This window comes from Kitasatospora sp. NPDC042419, assembly GCF_056437345.1.
Window position 1 is genome coordinate 129,412 of the sequence record NZ_JBWKAW010000017.1, and the last position, 22,018, is coordinate 151,429.

At 74.1% G+C, this 22,018-nt stretch carries 15 protein-coding genes; 8 read left to right on the forward strand and 7 right to left on the reverse strand.

Annotated elements, in window-relative coordinates:
- Positions 1 to 45: 45 nt before the first annotated feature.
- A complete protein-coding gene (locus AC067J_RS27715; protein WP_478303645.1) occupies positions 46 to 1,341 on the reverse strand; it encodes a serine hydrolase domain-containing protein in 1,296 nt (431 codons plus the stop codon).
- A 393-nt stretch (positions 1,342 to 1,734) separates the two neighbouring features.
- Here AC067J_RS27715 and AC067J_RS27720 point away from each other — a divergent pair, with 393 nt between their 5' ends.
- A complete protein-coding gene (locus AC067J_RS27720) occupies positions 1,735 to 2,151 on the forward strand; it encodes a YrdB family protein (protein WP_478303647.1) in 417 nt (138 codons plus the stop codon).
- 147 nt (positions 2,152 to 2,298) lie between these two features.
- Positions 2,299 to 3,027 carry a DUF5995 family protein gene (locus tag AC067J_RS27725; protein ID WP_478303649.1) on the forward strand — a complete coding sequence of 243 codons (729 nt, stop codon included), beginning with the start codon at positions 2,299 to 2,301 and terminating at the stop codon, positions 3,025 to 3,027.
- A gap of 133 nt (positions 3,028 to 3,160) precedes the next feature.
- Here the strand turns inward: AC067J_RS27725 and AC067J_RS27730 are convergent, their stop codons facing one another.
- Positions 3,161 to 4,495, reverse strand: a complete 1,335-nt coding sequence (locus AC067J_RS27730; protein WP_478303651.1) for an NAD(P)/FAD-dependent oxidoreductase — start codon at positions 4,493 to 4,495, stop codon at positions 3,161 to 3,163.
- Between the two features lie 241 nt (positions 4,496 to 4,736).
- Between AC067J_RS27730 and AC067J_RS27735 the strand changes: the two genes are divergently transcribed.
- The 6 genes from AC067J_RS27735 to AC067J_RS27760 all read left to right on the forward strand — a co-directional run bounded on the left by AC067J_RS27735 (position 4,737) and on the right by AC067J_RS27760 (position 14,454).
- Positions 4,737 to 5,537, forward strand: a complete 801-nt coding sequence (locus AC067J_RS27735; protein ID WP_478303653.1) for a flavodoxin family protein — start codon at positions 4,737 to 4,739, stop codon at positions 5,535 to 5,537.
- A gap of 256 nt (positions 5,538 to 5,793) precedes the next feature.
- The gene (locus AC067J_RS27740; RefSeq protein ID WP_478303655.1) at positions 5,794 to 6,771 is read left to right on the forward strand and encodes a serine protein kinase RIO; all 978 of its coding nucleotides are present in this window, start codon (positions 5,794 to 5,796) and stop codon (positions 6,769 to 6,771) included.
- A gap of 345 nt (positions 6,772 to 7,116) precedes the next feature.
- Complete coding sequence (locus AC067J_RS27745; protein ID WP_478303657.1) at positions 7,117 to 7,452, forward strand: CU044_2847 family protein; 336 nt, start codon at positions 7,117 to 7,119, stop codon at positions 7,450 to 7,452.
- A 44-nt stretch (positions 7,453 to 7,496) separates the two neighbouring features.
- Positions 7,497 to 11,723: a trypsin-like peptidase domain-containing protein gene (locus tag AC067J_RS27750; protein ID WP_478303659.1), complete on the forward strand. Its 4,227-nt coding sequence runs from the start codon at positions 7,497 to 7,499 to the stop codon at positions 11,721 to 11,723.
- Between the two features lie 634 nt (positions 11,724 to 12,357).
- Complete coding sequence (locus tag AC067J_RS27755; protein WP_478303661.1) at positions 12,358 to 13,551, forward strand: family 2 encapsulin nanocompartment cargo protein terpene cyclase; 1,194 nt, start codon at positions 12,358 to 12,360, stop codon at positions 13,549 to 13,551.
- Positions 13,552 to 13,566: 15 nt separating this feature from the next.
- On the forward strand, positions 13,567 to 14,454 hold the full coding sequence (locus AC067J_RS27760) for a geranyl diphosphate 2-C-methyltransferase (protein WP_478303663.1): 888 nt from the start codon (positions 13,567 to 13,569) through the stop codon (positions 14,452 to 14,454).
- Positions 14,455 to 14,635: 181 nt separating this feature from the next.
- Here the strand turns inward: AC067J_RS27760 and AC067J_RS27765 are convergent, their stop codons facing one another.
- The 5 genes from AC067J_RS27765 to AC067J_RS27785 all read right to left on the reverse strand — a co-directional run bounded on the left by AC067J_RS27765 (position 14,636) and on the right by AC067J_RS27785 (position 21,996).
- Positions 14,636 to 15,232 carry a DUF6058 family natural product biosynthesis protein gene (locus AC067J_RS27765; RefSeq protein ID WP_478303665.1) on the reverse strand — a complete coding sequence of 199 codons (597 nt, stop codon included), beginning with the start codon at positions 15,230 to 15,232 and terminating at the stop codon, positions 14,636 to 14,638.
- Between the two features lie 58 nt (positions 15,233 to 15,290).
- Positions 15,291 to 16,637: an MFS transporter gene (locus tag AC067J_RS27770; RefSeq protein WP_478303667.1), complete on the reverse strand. Its 1,347-nt coding sequence runs from the start codon at positions 16,635 to 16,637 to the stop codon at positions 15,291 to 15,293.
- Between the two features lie 294 nt (positions 16,638 to 16,931).
- On the reverse strand, positions 16,932 to 18,089 hold the full coding sequence (locus AC067J_RS27775) for a HesA/MoeB/ThiF family protein (protein WP_478303669.1): 1,158 nt from the start codon (positions 18,087 to 18,089) through the stop codon (positions 16,932 to 16,934).
- Positions 18,090 to 18,375: 286 nt separating this feature from the next.
- Complete coding sequence (locus AC067J_RS27780; RefSeq protein WP_478303671.1) at positions 18,376 to 20,649, reverse strand: prolyl oligopeptidase family serine peptidase; 2,274 nt, start codon at positions 20,647 to 20,649, stop codon at positions 18,376 to 18,378.
- Positions 20,650 to 21,132: 483 nt separating this feature from the next.
- Positions 21,133 to 21,996: a thermonuclease family protein gene (locus tag AC067J_RS27785; protein ID WP_478303673.1), complete on the reverse strand. Its 864-nt coding sequence runs from the start codon at positions 21,994 to 21,996 to the stop codon at positions 21,133 to 21,135.
- Between the last annotated feature and the right edge of the window lie 22 nt (positions 21,997 to 22,018).

Here is a 22,018-nt window from a genome sequence, read left to right on the forward strand (position 1 = left end):
CCGCATTCCGCGACGGGCCGCGGTGGGCCGTGACGGGCCGGGCCGTCAGCTTCCGGGCGTCGCGGCGGCGGCACCCGGGCCGGCACTGCCGCAGGTCGCCGTAAGGAGCAGGGTGTCGAAGGTGTCGCCGGCGGCCTCCGACTCGCGGTACGGGTTGAACGAGATGACGACCTGCCGGCGCCCGGAGGCGTCGCCCCTGACCATCGTGCCGTAGCCGGGGATGCCGCCGCTGAGGCCCCAGTACTCGCCGCACGCGGTGGGGTAGCGGGTCAGCCCGAGGCCGTAGGTGAAGCCGAGCCCGGTGTCGACCTGCTTCTTCATCTCGGCGAGTTCCGCCGGGCGCAGCAGCCGGCCGCCGAGCAGCGCGGCGTTGAAGCGGGCCAGGTCACGGGTGGTCGAGATCCCGGCGCCGGCCGGGCCGAAGGCGGACGGGTTCAGGAGGGTGATGTCGGTCGGCCCGGTCGGCCGCTCGATGTACGCGTGGGCGTGCGGCCCGGGGACGACCGGCGAGGTGACGGGCATCGAGGTGTCGCGCAGCCCCAGCGGCCGGATGATCCGGCGCTGGATCTCCTCGTCCCAGGTGCGTCCGGTGACGCGTTCGACGATCATCCCGAGCAGGACGTAGTTGGTGTTGGAGTAGTTCCAGGCGGCACCCGGCGGGCCGTACGGGGGATGGGCGGTGGCGATCCGCACGACGTCCAGCGGGCGGTAGGTCGTCCAGCGGCCGACGGTCAGCCACCGCTCCAGGTTCTCCTCCCCCTTGGTGCTGAAGCTCTCGTCGTCGGTGAAGTTGTAGATCCCGCTGGTGTGGTTCAGGAGCTGGCGCACGGTGATCGCACCGCCGCCGGGGACGAGCCCGGGGAGGTGCCGTTCGATCGGGTCGTCCAGTCCGATGCGGCGCTCGCCCACGAGTTGGAGCACCACGGTGGCGGCGAAGGTCTTGGTGACGCTGCCGATCCGGAACCTGGCACCGTTCGGCACCGGCGCGCCGGTCGCCAGGTCGGTGACCCCCGCGGTGCTCTGCCAGACCGTGCGGCCGTCCTCCCGGACCTCGGCCAGGGCCGCCGACGAGCCGCCCTCCTCGACCATGGCCCGCAGCGCCGCCCGCAGCGCCGCCGGGTCGGTGACGGTCGACGGTGCGGCGGCCCGGTCCTGTCCGGCGGAGGTGGAGGCGGCGGCCGAGGCGACGGCGGTCGGGGCGGGCGCTGCGCCGGGGGTCGGGGAGGCTGCGAAGGCCGTCGGCGTCAGCGTCGCGAGCAGGCCCGCACCGGCCAGCGCGACGACGGCGGCGTGGCGCGCGAGCCGTCGTGCGGAGCGGGGGTGCGGCGTGGCGGTGGTCATCTCGGTTCCCTCCCGATGGCGGCCGGATCCCTTCCGGCTGCCTCCACTCTGGCTGCGGCGCCGCCACCGCGGCCTCCCCCCGAGGTCGGGACCGCCTCCCCCCGCAGAGCCAGCCGGTGGCCCTCCGTCAGAAGGACCGGCACCGGTGTGCGGGTCGGCCCGGCCTGGTGGTGCCGGACGGACACGGCGGCGGGGCGAGGGCCGCCGGTCGGCTCCGGTCGGTCACCGTCGAGTTCCGGTCGGCCGGTACGGCCGGGTCCGTGAGCCGGGTGAGCGGCTCCCACCCCATCCGGCCGTCACCGAGCAGGACATGAGGAAGAGGGCGCCGGCCGGCCTGTCCACGCCCCGGCCACCACTGTCATGCTGGGCGTACCGAAACAGACGGAGGATCACGTGGCGGGGGACAATGTCGGTACGGCCGGGCTCGATGCGCGGCCCTGGTACGCCGCGAACGAACTCGTGGCCTTCCTGCTCGAACTCGCCGCGCTGGGCTCGCTGGGCTGGTGGGGATTCGGCGCAGGCCACGAGGGCGTCCTGCGGATCCTGCTCGGCGTCGGGACTCCGCTGGCGGGCATCGTGCTCTGGGCGCTGTTCGCCGCACCCCGGGCGCGGCTGCGGCCTCGGCTTCCGCTGGTCCTCGCGGTGAAGGCGCTGGTGCTCGGTGGCGGCGCCGCCGCCCTGTGGGCGGTGGGGCACCCCGTGGCGGCGGGCGCCATGGCGGTCGTGACGGTCGTCAACATCGCGGTGGCCGAGATCTTCCGCACCTCCCCCGTCGAACGCGACCCCGACCGGGCCGCACCCGTCGGGTGACGGAGGCGGCGCGGCCGTACGGCGGTTCGGGTGACCGGGGGCGGTGTGTCCGGGCTGCGCGCGGGCGTGGCGGCGGTGGCCGGTGTGTATACGTGGCAGCCGGGTGGGCCGCTCGCCCACCGGACACCGCTACGGAAGGGAACCCCCATGACCCAGCCACGGGCCAGGGCCGCGCAGAGCGTGGGCGAGGTCATCGAGCGGATGCGCGCGATCGCGGCCCGGCTGGACCCGCGCGACGGCGTCGCCTGCTTCAACCGGATGTACCTGCGGGTCACCGAACTCGTCGGCGAGCGGCTGACCGCCGGCTACTTCCAGGACCAGGCCTTCATCGAGCAGCTCGACGTCGACTTCGCCAACCTCTACTTCGACGCGGTGGACGCCACCGAGACCGGGCGCCCGGTCAACGCCGCCTGGAAGCCGCTGTTCGAGGCCCGGGCCGACGGGGTGATCTGGCCGATCCAGTTCGCCTTCGCCGGGATGAACGCCCACATCAACCACGACCTGCCGCTCGCCGTGGTGACCACCTGCATCGAGTGCCGCACCACGCCCGACACCCCGCCCGTGCACGCCGACTACCTCAAGGTCAACGAACTGCTCGCCCAGGTCGAGGCCGAGGTGCGGGCCTCCTTCGAGGCGCAGGTCGTCAAGGTCACCACCCAGGCCGCCGAACCGCTGAAACACATCGTCTCCAGCTTCTCCATCGCCCGCGCCCGGGACGCCGCCTGGGCCACCACCGAGGCGCTCTGGCACCAGCGCAACCTCCGCCCGGTGTTCGACGCCACGCTGGCCGCCGCCACCGGCACCACCGCGCTCGCCGGGCGGATGCTGCTCACCCCCGTCCTGCCGCCGGTCGGGCAGCCGGACGGCGAGGCCTGACGAGCGGCGTCCGGCGTCCGGCGGGTGGCGTTCGGCGTTCGGCGGGTGCCGTGCGGCGGCCGGGCCCGGTGCCCGATGCCCGGCCGCCCGGGCCCCGGCCGTAGACACCTCGGGCCGGCCGCCGGCCACCGGCTCAGCGCAGCGGGTCGAACGGCGCCAACGCCGCCGGCGGGCGCCCCGTGGCGACCGCCTCGGCGAGCAGCCGCCCCGTCGCCGGGCCCAGCGTGATCCCCCACATCCCGTGCCCGCCCGCCACGAACACCCGGGGCGAGCGGGTGGCCCCGATCAGCGGCAGCCCGTCCGGGGTGCACGGCCGGCAGCCGACCCACTCGTCCCGCCGGTCGTCCAGGTCGGCCCCGCGCAGCATCGGGCGCGCCGCCTCCGCGACCGCCCTGATCCGCCGCCCGTCCAGCGGTGCGCCCGGGCGGCGGAACTCCATCATCCCGGCCACCCGCAGCCGGTCGCCCAAGGGCGTGCAGGCCACCCGCTGCGCCGGGAAGTACACCGGCCCGGCGGGCATCCGCCGCACCGGCACGCTGAAGCTGTAGCCGCGTCCGGCCTGGACGACCGACCGCACGCCGAACCGGCGGGCCAGGTCGCCGAGGTCGACGCCGCCCGCCAGTACCACCGCGTCGAACTCCTCGGCGTCCCCGTCGCCGGTGAACACCTCGACCCGCCCGCCCCGGTCCCGGAGCGCCCCGACGGCGGTGCCCGGGCGGATCACCCCGCCGCGTCCGCGCACCGACCCGGCCAGCGCGTGCACGAAGCGGCCCGGGTCCAGGTACCGCTGGCCGCGCAGCAGCACCGCGGCGCCGATCCGCTCGGAGAGCGCCGGCTCCGCCTCCCGGGCCTGCGCGCCGTCCAGCAGCTCGTGCTCCACCGGCTGGCCCGCCGCCCGGAGGTGGTGCAACTCCCGTACCAGGCCGAGCCGTTCACCGGCCGTCCGGTACGCGGCGAGGAACGACCGCGCCTCGACCGTCCGTGCCTCGACGCCGCCCGCCGCCAGGGCGTCGAAGGCCGGCAGCGCCAGCCTGTTGAGCGGCACCAGCGCGGCCATCCCGCGCCGCCAGCCCCCGGGCGTGCTGTGCCGCACGAAACCGGCCAGGAACCGCAGCAGCCGGGGGTCGGTGCTCGGCGGCACGTACACCGGCGAGGACGGGCTGAGCACCGCCCTCAGCCCGTACCGCAGCACCGCCGGTTCGGGCAGCGGCGCCGCCAGCCCCGGGGTCAGCCACCCGGCGTTCCCCCGGGAGGCGCCGGCGCAGACGTCCTCGCGGTCGAGGACGGTGACGTCGGCGCCGTGCTCCTGGAGGAACCAGGCGGTGGCCAGCCCGACCATCCCGGCGCCGACGACGGCGACCCGGCGCGGGCGGCCGGGGCGGGTGCCGTTCCCGGGGGAGAGCGGAGAGTCGGGGGAGGCGGGGGAATCAGGGGAGGCCGGGGAACCGGGGGAGGCGTTCGAGGGCATGGGGTCGCTCCTTCTGCTGTCGCTGCCGCCCCGGTGGCCCGGGATGGTTCCGATGGTGGCCCGGACCGGGGGCGGGTGTCGTCGTCCCCGCGGGTGGTCCTGGCAGCCAGGCCGGTACCGGCGTCCCCCCGCCCCGTCGTACGGGCGCGCACCCCGGCGCCCGGTCGGCGCAGCCCGGCGGGCGGGCTCCCGGGCGCCGGGGTGGACTGGTGGGTGACCGCCCGCCGTGGAAAGGCCGCCGATGTCCCCCTCGCCCGCCGGACCCGCCGCCGGACCCGCCACCGGAACCGCCGCCGGAACCGACGTCGGACCCGCCACCGGAACCGCCGCCGGAACCGACGTCGGATACGCCGACCTGAGCGCCCTGGTGATCAACTGCACCCTCAAGCGCTCGCCGGAGCGCAGCCACACCCAGGGCCTGATCGACGTCAGCACCGGGATCCTGCAACGCCAGGGCGTCCAGGTGGACGTCCTGCGCGCGGTGGACCACGACATCGCCACCGGCGTCTGGCCCGACATGACCGAGCACGGCTGGGAGACCGACGACTGGCCGGTCCTCTACAGCCGGGTGATGGCCGCCGACATCCTCGTCCTGGCCGGCCCGATCTGGCTGGGCGACAACTCCTCCGTGATGAAGAAGGTCGTCGAGCGCCTCTACGCCTGCTCCTCCGTCCTCAACGCCGAGGGCCAGTACGCCTACTACGGCCGCGTCGGCGGCTGCCTGATCACCGGGAACGAGGACGGCGCCAAGCACTGCGCGATGAACGTCCTCTACTCCCTCCAGCACCTCGGCTACACGATCCCGCCGCAGGCCGACGCCGGCTGGGTCGGCGAGGCGGGCCCCGGCCCGTCCTACCTCGACCCCGGCTCCGGCGGCCCCGACAACGACTTCACCAACCGCAACACCACCTTCATGACGTGGAACCTCCTCCACCTCGCCCGGCTGCTGAAGGACGCCGGCGGCATCCCCGCCCACGGCAACCAGCGCTCCGAGTGGGACGCCGGCTGCCGCTTCGACTTCGAGAACCCCGAGCACCGGTGAGCGGGACCGGTCGCGGCCGGGGATCAGGAGAATTAATCGGTTGCGCCGGCCGGGAGAGCGGTTAAGGTGATCCCTGTTCTCGCGGATGCGGTGCGAGGACCAGACGAAGAGGAGGTGTGTCCGAATGGTTGCCGCCGTCAAGCGGCGCGCCTTCGCGTGCGCGCCATACGCCTTCCTCGTACGTCGTCTCCCCACCGGCTGACAGCGCGCCGTATCGGCCGCGCCCCGGTGGGTCGTCTCCTCAGGAGCCACCGCAGTGCGCGAGCGTTTTACCGACAGTGATTCCTTCTCCCGTATCCGCCCCAGGGGCGGGGCCCGGCGCGGTCGCCGGTCCGAGGGGTTCGACGGGTTCGAGCACTTCGAACCCGAGTACTTCCCCGCCGGGACGGCCGATTTCTCCGAGGGCCTCGACGAGTCCGCCCTCATGTCCCCGCCCCCTGCCGACGGTCCGGCCGAGGGCGACCGCTGGTCCACCTGGGACCAGTCCACCCCCACCGAGAAGGGGCCCGAGCCGCGTCCCGACTGGGTGGTGACCGAACTCGCGGCCGTCGACACCGAGCTCGGGATCGTCAAGACCGGCAAGGAGGCCGACGTCTTCCTGCTGGAGCGCGGCGTCCCGGGCACCGGGCGGCGCACCCTGATGGCCGCCAAGCGCTACCGGGACGCCCAGCACCGGATGTTCCACCGCGACTCCGGCTACCTGGAGGGCCGTCAGCACAAGGAGTCCAGGATCTCCCGGGCGATGGCCAAGCGCACCGCGTTCGGCAAGGAGGCGATCGCCGGCCAGTGGGCGGCGGCCGAGTTCTCGGCGCTCAGCCGGCTGTGGACCGCCGGGGTGGCCGTCCCCTACCCGGTGCAGATCACGGGGACCGAGATCCTCATGGAGTTCGTCGGTGACGAGGCCGGCACGGCTGCGCCCCGACTCGCCCAACTCCGCGCGGAGGAGGCCGACATCGAGGACCTGTGGGGGCAGCTCGGCCACAGCCTGTCGCTGCTGGCGGCCGACGGCTACGCGCACGGCGACCTCTCGGCCTACAACATCCTCGTCCACCACGGGCGGCTGGTGATCATCGACGTCCCGCAGATCGTGGACGTCATCGCGAACCCGCGCGGGCTGTCGTTCCTGGAGCGGGACGTGCGCAACGTCGGTGCCTGGTTCGTCTCCCGGGGCCTGCGCGAGGGGCGCGTCGACGAACTGGTCGACTCGCTCGCCCGGGACACCCGACGGCGGTAGTCCGCCGAGCGTCGCCGGGGACCGCCGCTGGGGACCGCCGCCGGAACCCGCCGCCCGCCGCCCGCCGCCCGCCGCCCGCCGCCCGCCGCCCGCCGCCCGCCGCCCGCCGTGCGTCGCCGGTTCCCGCCGCCCGCCGCCCGCCGCCCGCCGCCCGCCGTGCGTCGCCGGTTCCCGCCACCCGGCGGCGGGAACCGCGGGCGGCGCCGACGGCGCCGACTCCCTTGCGGCGCGCACGCGTTCCGCCCCCGCCGGTCGGACCGTTCGTGCCGCCCGGAGGGGGCGGTGGCCGTACGATGGGGCCCGCGAATCCAGCCCGTCGTGGCGGGGGAGACGGAAGGCTGCAGCGTGTCGACGCAGGTGATCTCGTACGAGATCGACGACGAAACAGTGGTCGGCTTCGAGGTGGAGGTGACGGAGGGGTTCCACCCGGTCGGAGCGGCCGAGGTGGCCGGGCGCGTGCGGGAGGCCGTCCGTCCGGCCGTGGAGGCGGCCCGGGAGGTGCTCGCCCAGGTGGCCTCGATGGGGCCCGACGAGGTCGAGCTGAAGTTCGGCATCAAGGTGAGCGGAACCGCGAACTGGCTGGTCGCCAAGGCGGCGACCGAGGCGAACTTCGAGGTGACGCTCACCTGGAACGCGCGCGGAGAGGCGACCGAGGGCTCCGCTCCGGGCCCCGGGGAGTGACCCGGCCCGAGTCGGCGGTGCGGCGGCCGGGCTCGGGGAACTGGGTGGCCTCGGTCCACCCGGCCCGGCGGGGCGACGCCGTCGGGTCCGGGTTCCTGATCGACGAACGGCGGGTGCTGACCTGCGCGCACGTCACGAGGACCAAGGGCCGGCCGGCCGAGGAACTCTGGGTGGCGTTCCCCAGGATGCCGGACCTGATGGGGCACCGGGTGAAGGTGGCGGAGGTCGTGCTGCCCGACCCCGACATCCTGGACGGCTCGCAGGCCGACGTCGCGGTGCTGGTCCTGAGCGAGTCCGTGCCCGCCTACGCGGCGGCCCGCCTGCGCCGGCCGACCCCGGACGACCTGGTGGGCCAGTCCTGGTGGTCGTTCGGCTTCCCGCACGGCCAGCGCCTCGGCAACTCCGCGGACGGCTCCGTCGGCGAGGCGCTGGCGTTCGGCTGGGTCCGGCTGGACACCGGCTCCCGCTACTCCGTGCAGCCCGGCTTCAGCGGGGCCGCGCTCTGGTCACCGGACTACGACGCGGTGGTGGGCATCGTCGGCCAGGCGAACGGGGGCGGGGACGCCCAGGCGATCACCCTGTGGATGGCCGACCTCTGCCTGCCCGAGCAGAAGCTGGGAGCCCTCGCCGAGTGGTCCGCGGAGGCCGCCGGGGACGGCGCCCTCGCCGCGTGGGGCTGGACCCTGGACCGCGACCCGGAGGCGCGCCGGCACTGGCGGCCGCGCGCCCGCGGCGTCAGCACCGACGCCGAACGCGGCTTCCGCTTCCGCGGCCGCAGCACGGCGCTCAACGAGATCGTCTACTGGCTGCACGAAGGCGCCGAGCGCCAGGCCCTCGTGGTGACCGGATCCCCCGGGGTCGGCAAGTCGGCCGTCCTCGGGCGGATCGTCACCACCGCCGACGCCGACGTCGTGGCGACCCTCCCGCCCGAGGACGACGCCGTCCGGGCCCGGGTGGGCTCGGTCGCCTGCGCCGTCCACGCCAAGGGGAAGACCGCGATGGCGGTCGCCGAGGAGATCGCCCGGGGGGCCTCGGCCGCCCTGCCGGCCGCCCCGCAGGACCTGGCGCTGGTGCTGCGGGACGCCCTGATGACCCGCCGGCCACCGCACTTCAACGTGGTGATCGACGCCCTCGACGAGGCCGCCACCCCCGCCGACGCCCGCGCCGTGATCACCGGCATCGTCCAGCCCCTGGTGGAGACCTGCAGCGATCTGGGCGTCCGGGTGGTCCTCGGCAGCCGGCGCCGCGACAACGGAGGCGGGCTGCTCTCCGTGTTCGGGACGGCGATGCGGGTCATCGACCTGGACATCGCCACCTACTTCTCCCAGGCTGACCTCGCCGCCTACGCCCTGGCCACGCTGCAACTGGCCGGCGACGAGCGGCCCGACAGCCCCTACCGGGACGAGTCGGTGGCCGGCCCGGTCGCCCACCGGATCGCCGCCCTCTCGGAGCAGAACTTCCTGATCGCCGGACTGGTCGCACGCACCCACGGCATGGCGGACCGCACACCCGTCGCACCCCGGGACGTCGCGTTCACCCCCACCGTGGACGCCGCACTGCGCGAGTACCTGAAACTGCTCCCGCCGGTCGCCGGCGTCCCCGCCTGGGACGCGATGACCGCGCTCGCCTACGCCGAGGCGCCGGGCGTCCCGCCGGCGCTGTGGCTGGAGGCCATCCGGGCACTGTTCGGCGTGGACGTGCCGGAGGACGCGCTGCGCGCCTTCGCCCGGTCCTCGGCCGCCAACTTCCTGGTGGAGACGATGGCCGCCGAGTCCGGCGAACCCGGGGACCGCATCCTCCGGCTCTTCCACCAGGCCCTCGACGACGCCCTGCTCGGCGCCCGCGCCGACCTGGACATGACCGTCGCCGACGAGCGGAAGATCGCCCGGGCCCTCACCGCGGTGGGCCGCGCCTCGGCCTGGACGGGCTCCCCCGACTACCTGCTGACCGCCCTGCCCGGCCACGCGGCCCGCGGCGGCGTGCTCGACGACCTGCTGCTCGACGACTCCTACCTGCTGCGCGCCGACCTGGGCCGGATCATCCCGCTGGCCGGGGCGACCCCCACCGGGTCCGCCGCGCAGCCGAGGAGCCTGCTGCTGCGCAAGACCCCGCGGGCGATCCACGCCGGCCCGGCGAGCCGGGCGGCGCTGTTCAGCGTCACCGCGGCCCGGGACGGCCTCCCCGGGGGCGAGTTCGCCGCCGAGGCGCCGTACCGTGCGGTGTGGGCCGCGGTGACCGCCCGGCAGGAGGACACCGTCCTGGAGGGCCACCGGGGCGCGGTCTCCCTGGTGTGCGAAGTCCCGGTGGGCGAACGGTCGTTGCTGGTCGCCGTCGACGACCAGGCCGTCCGGGTCTGGGACCCGACCTCGGGAGACCTGCTGCGCACCCTGCCCGGGGACGCCCGGTCGGTGCTGGCGGTGTGCGCGGTGCCGACCGTGCACGGCACCGTGCTCGCGACGGCGGGCCCCGACCACCTGGTGCGGCTCTGGGACCCGCTCACCGGGCAGCTCGTCCGCACGCTCGCGGAGCACACCGCCGCCGTACGCCACCTCGGCCGCGTCCGGCTGGGCGAGCGCGACCTGCTGCTCAGCGCGGGGGACGACTCCACCGTCCGGCTCTGGGACCCGGTGAACGGGCAGAACCTGCAGACGCTCCGCGACTACGCCGGGCCGCTGGCGGCCGTCGCGGTCGAGTCGCCGGACGGGGGCTGCGACGTCGTCGTCACCCACGGCGCGACCGCGGGCGAACGGCGCCGCCTGCGGCTCTGGGGACTGACCCCGGCGGCCGACGAGCGGGCCGGCGCCGCGTCGGCGGGAGGCCAGCCGGTCCGGTACTTCCCGGGCAGCCGCGACGGGACCACGGCGGAGGTGCTGGCGGCAGACCCCGACGGGCGGTTCGTCGCCGAGCCGGACGGCCGGGACGTCATGCTCTGGAACCTGCGGACCGGGCGGCCGGGGCGGATCCTGCAGGGCCACGGCGCCCGCGTGCTCGCCGTCTGCTCGGTACCGGTCCCCGGGGACCCGCTGGTGGCCGGTGCCGGATCGGACGGCACGATCCGGCTCTGGGACAGCGCGACGGGCCGGGCCCGGCTGGTGCTCCACGGCCATTCGTCCGCCGTCCGTACCGTCTGCGCGGTCTCGGTCGGCCGCCGGGTGATGCTGGCCAGCGGCGGCGAGGACGGCACCGTCCGGATCTGGGACCCGTCGGCGGACCCGTCGGTGGGCGGCCCGGTGGGCGTGGTGGGCGGTGCGGTGGGCGTGGCGGGCGCGGTGGGCGGCGGCACCGGCGCCACCGGCCTCGTCGGCGTGGACGGCGGCCCGTCGGGCGCGGACACCGCCCCCACCGGAGGCGGACCCGTGGCCACCGTCCGGATCGGCGGACAGACCGTCCTGGCCCATGCGGGCACACCGTCGGGCCTGATCCTGCGGGACCTCGACACGGGCACGGAGCTCGGCCGGCACCCGCAGCCCGCTCCGGCCGTGGGCGACCTGCACCAGCGGGAGGAGGACGGCGCGGTGTTCCTGGCCGAGCACGGCCGGTCCCGCGGCGTCCGGTTGTGGGACCCGAGGAGCGGCCGGACCCGTGCCCTGGAGACCGGACCGGACTCGGCGCTGCCGACGGCCGTCTGCGGGCTGGGCTCCGCGGGGCGCACGGTGGTGGCGGTCGGCCACGAGAACGGCGCGATCACCTTCGTCGCCCAGGACACCGGCCGGCCGCTCCACAGCCGGCACCGCCACACCCGCTCGGTGAGCGCCCTGTGCGAGGTCCGGGTGAACGACTACGTCATGCTCGCCAGCGCCTCCGAGGACCGCACCATCCGCATCTGGGGCGCGGCGGCGGGGGACCCGCTGCAGAGGCTCCACGGACACGAGGGCGCGGTCACCTCGCTGGCCGTGCTGCCGGGCCTCGGCCCCCGGGGAGTGCTGCTCGCGAGCGGGTCCGCGGACCTCAGCGTCCGGTTGTGGGACCCGGTCGCGGGCGACCACCTGGCGACGCTGAACGGCCACAGCGGGCCGGTCACCGCACTGAGCACCGTCCGGGTCGGGCACGAGACCGTCCTGGCCAGCGCGAGCATCGACCGCACCGTCCGGGTCTGGTCCCCTCGGGCGGGTCAGCTCCTGGTCGAGATACCGGTGTACTCGCCGGCCATGGCGCTCGCCGCGGACCGGGACGTCCTCGCCGTCAGCCTGGCGGACGGCCTGCTCGCCCTCCGGCTGGCGCCCGCCCTGCTGCCCCGGCGTGACGGCCCGGGCGTGACGTCCCGGGGGTAGTCGGCCAGCCGTAGTCGCCGGGGCGGGTGGCCGGGGCGTGTCGACCCGGGCGTGACCGCTCCGGGCGTGACCGCTCCGGCCGCGGTCGCCGGGAATCGAACGCAAGGGTGGGCCATCTCGAACGCCGGATCGAATCGGATCGAACGCCGGGTCGTTCGGCGGGCCGGTGCCTATACGACGGTAGGTGTCGGTTCCGGGTGAATTGACACCCGTTCACGCGATCGGCCGAACGGGTGGCCGTGCCGGTGGCGGGGATCCCGCCTGGCGTGCCGAAAAACCGTTCCCGCCCGGGGCTGCCCGGTGGCGGAGAGGGGGCGCGGGCCCGTCGGCGTGCTTCAAACGTGGAAGGCGCAGACGTTCACCCGATCGGGTGTAGAAGATCGTTCGGCTCGTTCCAGACCTGCCACCCCGCCTACCGTTGGGAAGCGAGCGAGACGGGTCCGCTTGCGGAGATCCCGTTCCCTCTGGGCCACATGACGGTCCGTCATCACCTGAAATCCTTCTCGGAGGGAGACTCCCCCATGCCCCTGGGCACCAGGCCGGAGCCATCGCGGGCGCCGCAGCGCCCGCAGGCCGGTCTCACCGCGGCCGCACGAGGCGTGCCGGAGAACGTGCAAGCGGAAGCGGTGCGGTCGTGAGCTCCCCTGCCCTGGACCGGATCCTCCGCGGTCCCAGCGGCCTCGGCACGGCAGGCCTGTACGTGGCGCCGCGCGGGGAGTCGCCCGATGCACCGGTCGGCGTGCCCGGTGTGCCCGGCACACCTGGTGGACCGGCCGGGCCCGGCGTGCCCGCCGAAGCACCGGATCCGGCGGCGGACGGGCGTCCGGCGGACGCCGGTCCCCCCAAGGCGGGCGACCCCATTCCGGGCCTGTACTGGCACCCGGTGGCCGAGCCCGACCCCGCGCGGGTGGAGGAGGTCAGCCGCAGGATCAAGGCCTGGGCGGAGGACGAGGTCCAGCTCTACCCGCCGGAGTGGGAGGACCAGTTCGACGGCTTCACGCTCGGCCGCTACATGGTCACCTGCCATCCCGACGCCCCGACCGTCGACCACCTGATGATCGCGACCCGGCTGATGGCCGCCGAGAACGCCGTCGACGACTGCTACTGCGAGGACCACGGCGGCTCGCCGGTCGGCCTCGGCGGGCGCCTCCTGCTCGCCCACACCGCGCTCGACCCGCTGCACACCACGCAGGCGTACGGGCCGGACTGGGAGGAGTCGCTCGGCGCGGACGCCCCGCGGCGCGCGTACCGCTCCGCGATGGACTACTTCACCGCCACGGCCACCCCCGCCCAGTCGGACCGGTTCCGGCACGACATGGCCCGCCTGCACCTCGGGTACCTCGCCGAGGCGGCCTGGTCCGAGACCGAGTACGTCCCCGAGGTGTGGGAGTACCTGGCCATGCGCCAGTTCAACAACTTCCGTCCCTGCCCCACCATCACGGACACCGTCGGCGGCTACGAGCTGCCCGCGGACCTCCACGCCCAGCCCGCCATGCAACGGGTCATCGCGCTGGCCTCCAACGCCACCACGATCGTCAACGACCTGTACTCCTACACCAAGGAGCTCGCCAGCCCCGGCCGGCACCTCAACCTGCCCGTGGTGATCGCCGAACGCGAGGGCACCTCCGAACGCGACGCCTACCTGAAGGCCGTCGAGGTCCACAACGAGCTCATGCACGCCTTCGAGGCGGAGGCGGCGGCGCTGGCCGCCGCCTGCCCCGTGCCGACCGTGGTGCGCTTCCTGCGCGGCGTCGCCGTATGGGTCGACGGCAACCACAACTGGCACCAGACCAACACCTACCGCTACAGCCTGCCTGATTTCTGGTAAGCAAGGAGCTGACCGATGACCACGACCGACATCACCACCCCCCTGAACGGCGCCGCCACCGTCCCCGGGCCGGCCACCCCCTACCAGGGCGACATCGCCCGCTACTGGGACCATGAGGCACGGCCCGTCAACCTGCGCCTCGGCGACGTCGACGGCCTCTACCACCACCACTACGGCATCGGCGACGTCGACCACTCCGCACTGGGCGAGCCCGGCGACAGCGAGCGCGAGAAGAAGGTCATCGCCGAGCTGCACCGGCTGGAGTCCGCACAGACCGGCGTGCTCCTGGACAACCTCGGCGACATCAACGCCGGCCACACGCTCGTCGACGCCGGCTGCGGCCGCGGCGGCTCCATGGTGATGGCCCACCAGCGCTTCGGCGCCAAGGTCGAGGGCGTCACGCTCTCCGCCAAGCAGGCCGACTTCGGCAACCGGCGCGCCAAGGAGCTGGGCATCGAGGACTCGGTCCGCGCCCGCGTCTGCAACATGCTCGCCACCCCGTTCGACACCGGCTCGGTCCGCGCGTCCTGGAACAACGAGTCCAGCATGTACGTCGACCTGCACGACCTCTTCGCCGAGCACTCCCGCATCCTGTCCGTGGGCGGCCGGTACGTGACCATCACGGGCTGCTGGAACCCCATCTACGGCCAGCCGTCGAAGTACGTGTCGCAGATCAACGCGCACTTCGAGTGCAACATCCACTCCCGCCGCGAGTACCTCCGCGCGATGGCCGACAACCGGCTGGTGCCGTCCGCCGTCATCGACCTGACCCCGGCGACGCTGCCCTACTGGGAGCTGCGGGCCACCGCGTCCTCGCTGGTCACGGGCATCGAGGAGGCGTTCATCAACTCGTACCGGGACGGCTCCTTCCAGTACGTCCTGATCGCCGCCGACCGCGTCTGACACGAGCGCCCGCGCCCGCGCCCGCTACCGCCGCCCCCGGCCCGGCCCCCGCCGCCCGCCGGGGGCGGCGGCGTGCGCCCCCGGCCCACCGCTCACCGGAGGTACAGCGCCCCGTCGCCGTGGAGCAGGGCGGGAATCGGCCGATCGTGACCCTGTGGGGGTGCGGCCGGGGAGCGGGCGCTCAGCTCCGGGGGTGGTCCCGGCGGACGGCGTCGATGCAGGTGTCGCGGGAGACGGGGCCGTCGAAGCGGAGGCGGTCGTAGGGGGCGAACGGCGGTTCGAGGGCGTCGAGTTCGTCGACCATGGCGTGCAGGCCGGTCAGCCAGGCGGGGGAGTCGGGGGCGGGGGCCCGGAGCGCCTCGGTGATCGCCCCGACCAGCTCCTCCTTGCGGCGCATGGTGACCGGGTGGAGCCGGTGCAGGCAGACGTTCTGGCCGCTGAGGTAGGACTCGTACTCGCTCGCACCGGCCTCCGGGTCGTCCCAGTGCCCGCGGAACCAGTCCGGCAGCTTCGCCAACCCGCCTGCCTCGTCGACGAGTTCGAGGAGGTCGGGGGCGACCATCTCGGTGCCGTCGGAGCGCAGGTAGGCGGGCAGCGGGAGGCGCTCGGCGAGCATGTGGCCGCGGACGGTGTCCGGGTCCTCGCCGTGGCGGGCGCAGAGCGCCTCCAGCGGGGCGAAGTGGCGGTCGACGTAGGCGTCGTCGGCCTCGGTCATCGGGTGTTCGCCGTTGACCGCGAGGTAGCGCAGGGCGAGCTGTCCCTTCGCCGTCGTCCCCATGGTGTGCCCTCCGGTGTCGCTCGGTTCCGCGGTGTCCGTAGCCGTGTTCGGGGCCGCGCTATCCCGCCTCGGCCGTGCCGACCGTGTCCTGCGGGGCGCGCCCGGGCCCGGAGTCGGTGCCCGGCCCGGAGCCGGCGTCCGGCCCGGAGCCGGCGTCCGGCCCGGAGCCGGCGTCCGAACCGGAGTCGATGCGCACCACCGGGGAGAGCGCGGTGCCGAGGAACACTACCGCCTGCACCGCGGCGGCGCACAGGAAGAGCGTACGGGTGGGGGAGGACCCGGAGACGAGCCAGCCGCCCAGCACCGCGCCGAGCGGGATGGTCGCGTACGCGGCGGCCCGGCTGACCGACACGACACGGCCGATCACCTCGGAGGGCACCACCTTCTGACGGGCCGTGAACCAGCTGACGATCACCACCGAGGTGGCGATGCCCTCCACTCCCCAGGCGATCATCACGGCCCACCAGGTGGGTACCAGCACCGGCAGGACCATCGTCGCCCCGGACAGCCCCATGCCGAACGCCAGCAGCACGCCGAGTCGGTAGCGGTCGGTCAGACGCGGCGCGAGCACGCCGCCGACCACCGCGCCGAGGCCCTGGGCGCCGAAGACCAGGCCGAGCACGACCTTCGGCATGTCCTCGACCTCCAGGATCAGGAAGAAGAGGCTGCCCTCGATGGTCCACGCGGCCAGGTTGGAGAGCGCCATCAGCACCGTGCCCCACATCACCGCCTTCATTGTCCAGAGCGACCGCAGTCCGCCGGCGAAGTCCTTGGCGATGCCGTTGGCGGTGGTCGGTTCCGCGGCGCGTGGGCGGGTGTAGGCGATGGCGGCGATCAGCAGTGCGGAGGCGCCGAAGGAGACCGCGTTGACCAGGGCGGAGAGCGAGACGCCGAGGGCCGCGACGAAGGCGATGCCGGCGACCGGGCCGATGAAGCCGAGTGCGCTGTCCACCGTCTGGGTCCAGGAGTTGACCCGGGCGAGCCGCTGCTCGGGCACCACGTCGACCAGGAAGCCCTGGAACGCGGGGAAGTAGAACGGGCGGACGCACGCGAGCAGGAAGGCGCACAGGTAGATGGCGGCCAGCGGCGGGTCGTCGAGCAGGGCGAGCGCGGTGACGGCGAGGGCCAGGACCGCCGAGGTGAGGTCGCAGAGGATCATCACCCGGCGCCGGTCGAAGCGGTCCGCGATGACGCCGGCGACCAGCCCGATCACGATGTAGGGGATGAACTCGATGGCGTAGGCGAGGGCGGTGGAGGTGGCCGATCCGGTGATTTTCAGGACCAGGACCGGAATGGCCAGCCGGTAGATCCAGTCGCCGACGCTGGAGACCAGGAATGCGGTGCGCAGCCGGAGGTCCGCCGAGTTCGCGACGGGGTGGTTCTCGGTCAGCGGTTCGGTGGACACCAGCGTTCTCCCGTGTGCTTTTCGAGGTGCGGATCTTCGGGGTGAGGAAGGGAATGATCGAGGAAACGGATGATGGAAACGGATGACGGAAGCGGATGATGGAAACGGGTGGAGGAGATCGAGGAGGAGATCCGGGGAAGGAGCCGGGAAAGGTGCGGAGCAAAGATCGATGGCAGCGGCGGGCGGGGGAAATGCGGAAAGGCCCGCGGGCGGGCGTGCCGAAAGCCCGGCGGGTGCCGTCGGTACGGCATTCCCGCCAGGTTTCCGGCCGGTCGGTGATCGGGGCTGACGGGTTCAGAAGGGGAGCTCCCGGTCGTCGCGGGCCAGCCAGGCGCTCGTGGCCGAGGGCCGGGCGTCGCGGCAGACCGCGCAGTCGGGGTCGCGCTTCCAGGTCTCGGCCTGGCGCACCCGCGGGTTGTGGAAGGTCTGCTCCAGCAGCCGCCCCACCGAGAGCGGTTCGCAGACCCGGGACGCCAGCCGGACCATCTCGGAGACCATGTGGGCGGCGGCGACCACCACGAGGCCGTTGAAGGCGGCGGTGTCCTCGCCGTAGGCGCTTCCTTCGCGGTCGATGTCGTCGAGGACGTCCAGCACCATCCGCGAGGTCTCGTCCTCGCGCCGGACCTGGCCGTACCAGCACTCGACGCACCCGCTGACGCCGGGCACCATCGTGTAGTGGATGGCCCGCTGGGTGTCGACGCCGCCGCCGATGAGCGTGGTGCCGGCGCGGACGCAGCCCTCGTTGAGCCAGTGGGCGACGTGCACCTTGGGGCGGTCGACGACGGCGATCACGATGTCGCGGTCGTGCACCACGGCGTAGACGTCGTCGGCGGACATCAGCTTGGCCTCGACCGCGTCGATCCGCACCCCGCTGTTGAGCCGGCGGGCCCGCTCGGCGGCGACGTGCACCTTGGTGCGGCCGACGTCCGGCTCGCCGTAGATGATCTGGCGGTTGAAGTTGGAGACCTCGATCTTGTCGAAGTCGACGATCCGGATGTCGGTGAAGCCGATCGCGACCAGGTCGATCAGGGTGTGCGAGCCGATGCCGCCGACGCCGAGGACGGCGACCCGGGCGTCCCGGATGCGGCGCTGGAACTCGTACTTGGAGGTCTCCAGCGAGGCGTAGGTCTCGAAGAAGCCGAGGTTGTTGGACCAGCGCTCACGGGCGGCGGCGTCGAAGTCCTCGCCCTGGTCGGTGGCGTCCTGGACCAGCCCGGTCTCGTCGAGGTCGCGGACGGCGTCGCGGACGTCCTCGGGGGTGACGTCGGGGTACCCGGCGCTCAGGTCGCGGTGGACGGCGTCGAAGTCGCGGCTGCCGTCGAGGAGTTGGAGGAGTCGGAGCACGCGCCCGTCGGTGTCCTCCAGTGAGGTCAGGTCGCCGCCCATCCGGAAGTGCACGGACCCGTCGGAAACGAAGTAGGGGATGCTCGTCTTGAGCGCCGGACGTGCCACGAATACCCCTCGGAGGATGATCGTCGGAATTCTTCGGATGATGTGGCCGAAGATTCCCGGAGGGTTTCCTCGACGGGAATCACGGCCGGAACGGGCGGGAGATCAGGAAAGGCGGCGGGGCACCGCTGGTGGGAGCCCCGCCGCGTTCATTCTCAGCCCTTGGCGGTGCTGGCGGCGCTGCTGTAGCGCTTGGTGGACTTCTTGATCATCAGAATCACCTCCCCCCCTCGGGTCTGACTCCATGCTATTCACAGCGCAAGTTCCCGGACAAGATGTCGGACCGGTTTTACGGTGAGATCTTTTGAGTGTCGCCGAGTTGAACGGAAAGTCCCAGGTATTCGGCTTGGAATGCCAGCACATCGGCGAAATAGGCGAGCCGTCCGCTGCGCGCGCGGGCGCCGTGGCCGACGCCGGCCTCTTGACGGAGCAGCACCGGGCGTGCCGAGGCGGTCGCGTGCTGCAGCGCGGCGCACATCTTCCGGGCGTGCAGCGGGTCGACCCGGGCGTCGTCCTCGAACGCCGTCAGGAGCACCGCCGGGTAGGCGGTGCCCGGCACCACGTGGTGGTACGGCGAGTAGCCGAGCAGCCAGCCCAGTTCCTCCGGGTCCCCGCGGCTGCCGAACTCGTCGGTCCAGTACGGGCCGTAGCCGGTCAGCTCGTAGCGGGCCATGTCGAGCAGGGCAGCGGTGGCGGCCACGGCGGCGAACAGGTCCGGGCGCTGGGTCAGCGCCGCGCCGACCAGGAGGCCGCCGGCGCTCTGGCCGAACGCGCCGAGCCCGTCCGGTGGACAGAGGCCCTGGTCGTGCAAGTGCCGTGCGGCGGCGAGGAAGTCGTCGATGCCGCGCTGCTTGTGCTCCCGCATGCCGGCGCGGTGCCACTCCTCGCCCTCCTCGCCGCCGCCGCGCACCGCCGCGACGGCGAACTGGCCTCCCCGGGAGGCCCAGGCGAGCGCGGCCGCGTAGTAGTCCGCGACCTGCGGTTCGCCGAAGGCGCCGTAGCCCTGGAGGATCGTGGGCAGCGGGCCGTCCGGGCGGTCGGCGGGCCGGGTCAGCAGCAGCCGCACCGGTGTGCCGTCGGCGGAGGTGCACGTCGTCTCGGACACCAGGATCCCGGGGGCCGGGACCCCGGGGACCAGGACCCCGGGGACCGGCGACGCCAGGGGGCCCGGGGTGCCGGTGACGGCGGTCGGTTCGGTGGTGCTGGTCGGTCCGGTGGCGGCGGGTGCGAGCCAGGCCCCGGCGGTGTCCCGGCGGGCGTCGTAGCGGTGGACGGTCTCCGGCGTGGTGGGGTCCGAGTAGGTGAACCAGGCCTCGTGGCCGCCCTGGCGGAACGTCAGATCGGTGACCACGCCGGCGCCGGGAAGCCGGACCTCGCCCAGTGGTGCGCCGGTGCGCAGGTCGTGCCTGGTGATCCGGCCGCGCCCGCCGGCGGAGCGGAGCACCAGGAGCAGCGGGGCGGGCAGCGCCGGGTCGTCGAGGACGGCGAACGACTCCAGTACCTCGCGGTCGTCCTCCGGGACCAGGGTGCGCGGCTGCGCGGCCGGGGCCCGTGGGTCGGTCACCAGGATCCGGCCGCGGTCCGCGTCCAGGTCGGTGAGCAGGTAGAGCGCGCCGTCGGTCGCCGGCCACGGCGAGGTCCAGCCGCCTTGGGTGGCGGCCAGTGGGGCGAACTCCGGTTTGTCGTAGGGGTCTCGGTGGAGGTCGGCGAGCAGGATCCGGTTGCCGCCGGAGAGCCCGTCGGCGGTGACCACCACCAGGTGGCGGCCGTCGGCGCCGAGCACGACGTCCAGCTCGGCGGCCCCGGCGGCCGGTTCGTCGTCCCCGGCTGATTCGTCCCCGGCGGGCTCGTCCGCTGCCGCCGGTTCGCCGTCCGGTCCGGCCATGGGGTCGGACTCGGGCCCGGCGCCGAAGAGTTCCGGATCGTCCGCCGGGTCCGTCCCGAGCCGGTGCAGGTGGAGCCGGGCGCCGCCGTCCGGGCCGGTCCGGGTGTAGTAGAAGGCGTCGTGGCCGGGCAGCCAGGCGACGCTTCCGTACGGGCATCCGCCGATCGGACCGTCCACCGTGCGGCCGGTGGCCACGTCGAGCACGTGCAGGTCGTACTCCTCGGACCCGCCCTCGGTGGTCTGGTAGGCGACCAGTCGGCCGCTCGGATCCGGTGTCCAACCACCCAGTGCCGTACGGCCGGTGGGATCGTGCCGCTGCGGGTCGAAGAGCACTCGGCGGGCGCCGGACCGGTCCGCGACGGCCAGTGCGGGGTGCTCGTCGTCCGGGCCGCGAGCGGTGAAGAAGGCGAGCTCGGCCGTGGGTTGAGGTGATGTCAGGTGCTCGAAGGCGGTCAGCCGTTCCATCGCCGTGCGGAACGGTGCCACCGCCGACCAGCCGTCGCGCAGGCGGTGGAAGAGCTCCCGTTGGCCGGCCGACCAGGTGGCGGTGTCGGCGGCGGAGGAGTCCTCCAGCGCGCGGTAGGGGTCCGGGACGGTGCGGCCGCCGAGTTCGTCGGCCGTGTCGCCGCGTAAGGCGGGCGGGTACTCCGGCCGCCCGGCCGTGTCGATCGGCAGCATGGCCCCCTCCAACCCGCATGCGGACGGAACGGTGATCCTCGCCCGGGGGTGGTCCGCAGGGGGCCGTCGTCCGGGTGGCCGACATCCTAACGACGCTTTCCGCGTACTCGTCAATGGCCGTGGGGGCCCGGAGCTTCCGCCGTGCGGCGTCGCCTGGGAGGGGGTCGGGCGGCGGTGCACACGCACGAACGGTGCGGCCGAAGGGGTCCGGGTGCTCGCGCCGGACGGCGGGCCGGTGCGCGGGCCGGGGATGAGAATCCGCTGGGCGCAAGGGTGTTCGTTTCGCCCTGTGGCGGCACCGCCGCCGGGCACCCGCCCCGTCTGCCTCGTCAGCCCTGCCCACCCCGTTCACCCCTTCTACCCCGTCCGCCCCGTCCGCCCCGACCCTCCGCGCCCCACCCCGGGTCCGGCCCGCCCCACCCCCTCCCGCCCCGTCCGGGCCCGGCGCACCTGCGCCCGGGCCCGGACGGGGCCGAGGGCGGCTCAGCCCTCGGTGAAGACCAGGTCCTCGACGTCGACGGTCATCCGTACGGCGTCGTCGCCGATGAGCTGGACCAGCGGCTTGAGGCTCATCTCGGTCCGGTCGGCCGGGAGGATCTTGACCTGGTCCTGGGCGCCGGCCAGGAAGGCGGGGAGGCAGGTCAGCGACTCCCCGACCAGGTTGAAGTGGTCGACCAGCCGCCGGAACAGCTTGGGGAGCAGCACCAGGCGGGTGAGCGCCGCCATGTCGGGGATGACCGCGCCGGTGGCGGAGGTGGTGACGTCGTCCCGCCACAGCCCCTTCTTGTCGGTGCGGGCCTGGTGGGCGACGGTGGTCAGTTCGGCGCGGAGGTCCGGGAAGAGCTTGCTGTAGAAGGTGGGGTAGGCCAGGCCCTTGGTGAGCAGGTCGTGGTTGGCGGTGGTCCGCAGCAGCGGGACGTCCACCTGGACCTGGCTGCCGTCGGCGCCGGGCGGGGTGCCGATGCCGATCAGGGCGACGCAGCGGCCGAGGCTGTCGGCGCCGATGGTGGCGATCCAGCCGGGCGTGGTGGCGGGGGTGGCGGCGATGACCTTCTCGCCTTCGCGCTGGATGTTGCTGAAGCCGAGGAAGGCGAGCAGCGTGTCCCGGGCCGCGTGGGCGAACTCGTGCGGCTGGCTGACCACGGGACCGGTCCGGTCGTAGTGGGTCTCCAGGGCGTCCACGGCGTCGAGCCGCAGCCTGGTCTCCCCGGTGGCGGTGCTGTGTTTGACCGGACAGCCGGGGAGCCGGTCCCAGGCCTTCGGGTCGACCGGGACGAAGCGGACGGTGTCGCCGTCCGGCTCGGATCCGATGATCTTGTAGGAGCCGTGGACCAGGAGCATCGTCATGGCAGCCTCTTCGCGGTGCTGG

Excerpts from the sequence above, each read along its gene's own strand:
- AC067J_RS27735 (WP_478303653.1), top strand. The coding sequence starts at position 4,737 with ATGTCCCCCTCGCCCGCCGGACCCGCCGCCGGACCCGCCACCGGAACC.
- AC067J_RS27765 (WP_478303665.1), bottom strand. The coding sequence starts at position 15,232 with ATGGGGACGACGGCGAAGGGACAGCTCGCCCTGCGCTACCTCGCGGTC.
- AC067J_RS27730 (WP_478303651.1), bottom strand. The coding sequence starts at position 4,495 with ATGCCCTCGAACGCCTCCCCCGGTTCCCCGGCCTCCCCTGATTCCCCC.
- AC067J_RS27785 (WP_478303673.1), bottom strand. The coding sequence starts at position 21,996 with ATGACGATGCTCCTGGTCCACGGCTCCTACAAGATCATCGGATCCGAG.
- AC067J_RS27725 (WP_478303649.1), top strand. The coding sequence starts at position 2,299 with ATGACCCAGCCACGGGCCAGGGCCGCGCAGAGCGTGGGCGAGGTCATC.
- AC067J_RS27780 (WP_478303671.1), bottom strand. The coding sequence starts at position 20,649 with ATGCTGCCGATCGACACGGCCGGGCGGCCGGAGTACCCGCCCGCCTTA.
- AC067J_RS27760 (WP_478303663.1), top strand. The coding sequence starts at position 13,567 with ATGACCACGACCGACATCACCACCCCCCTGAACGGCGCCGCCACCGTC.
- AC067J_RS27715 (WP_478303645.1), bottom strand. The coding sequence starts at position 1,341 with ATGACCACCGCCACGCCGCACCCCCGCTCCGCACGACGGCTCGCGCGC.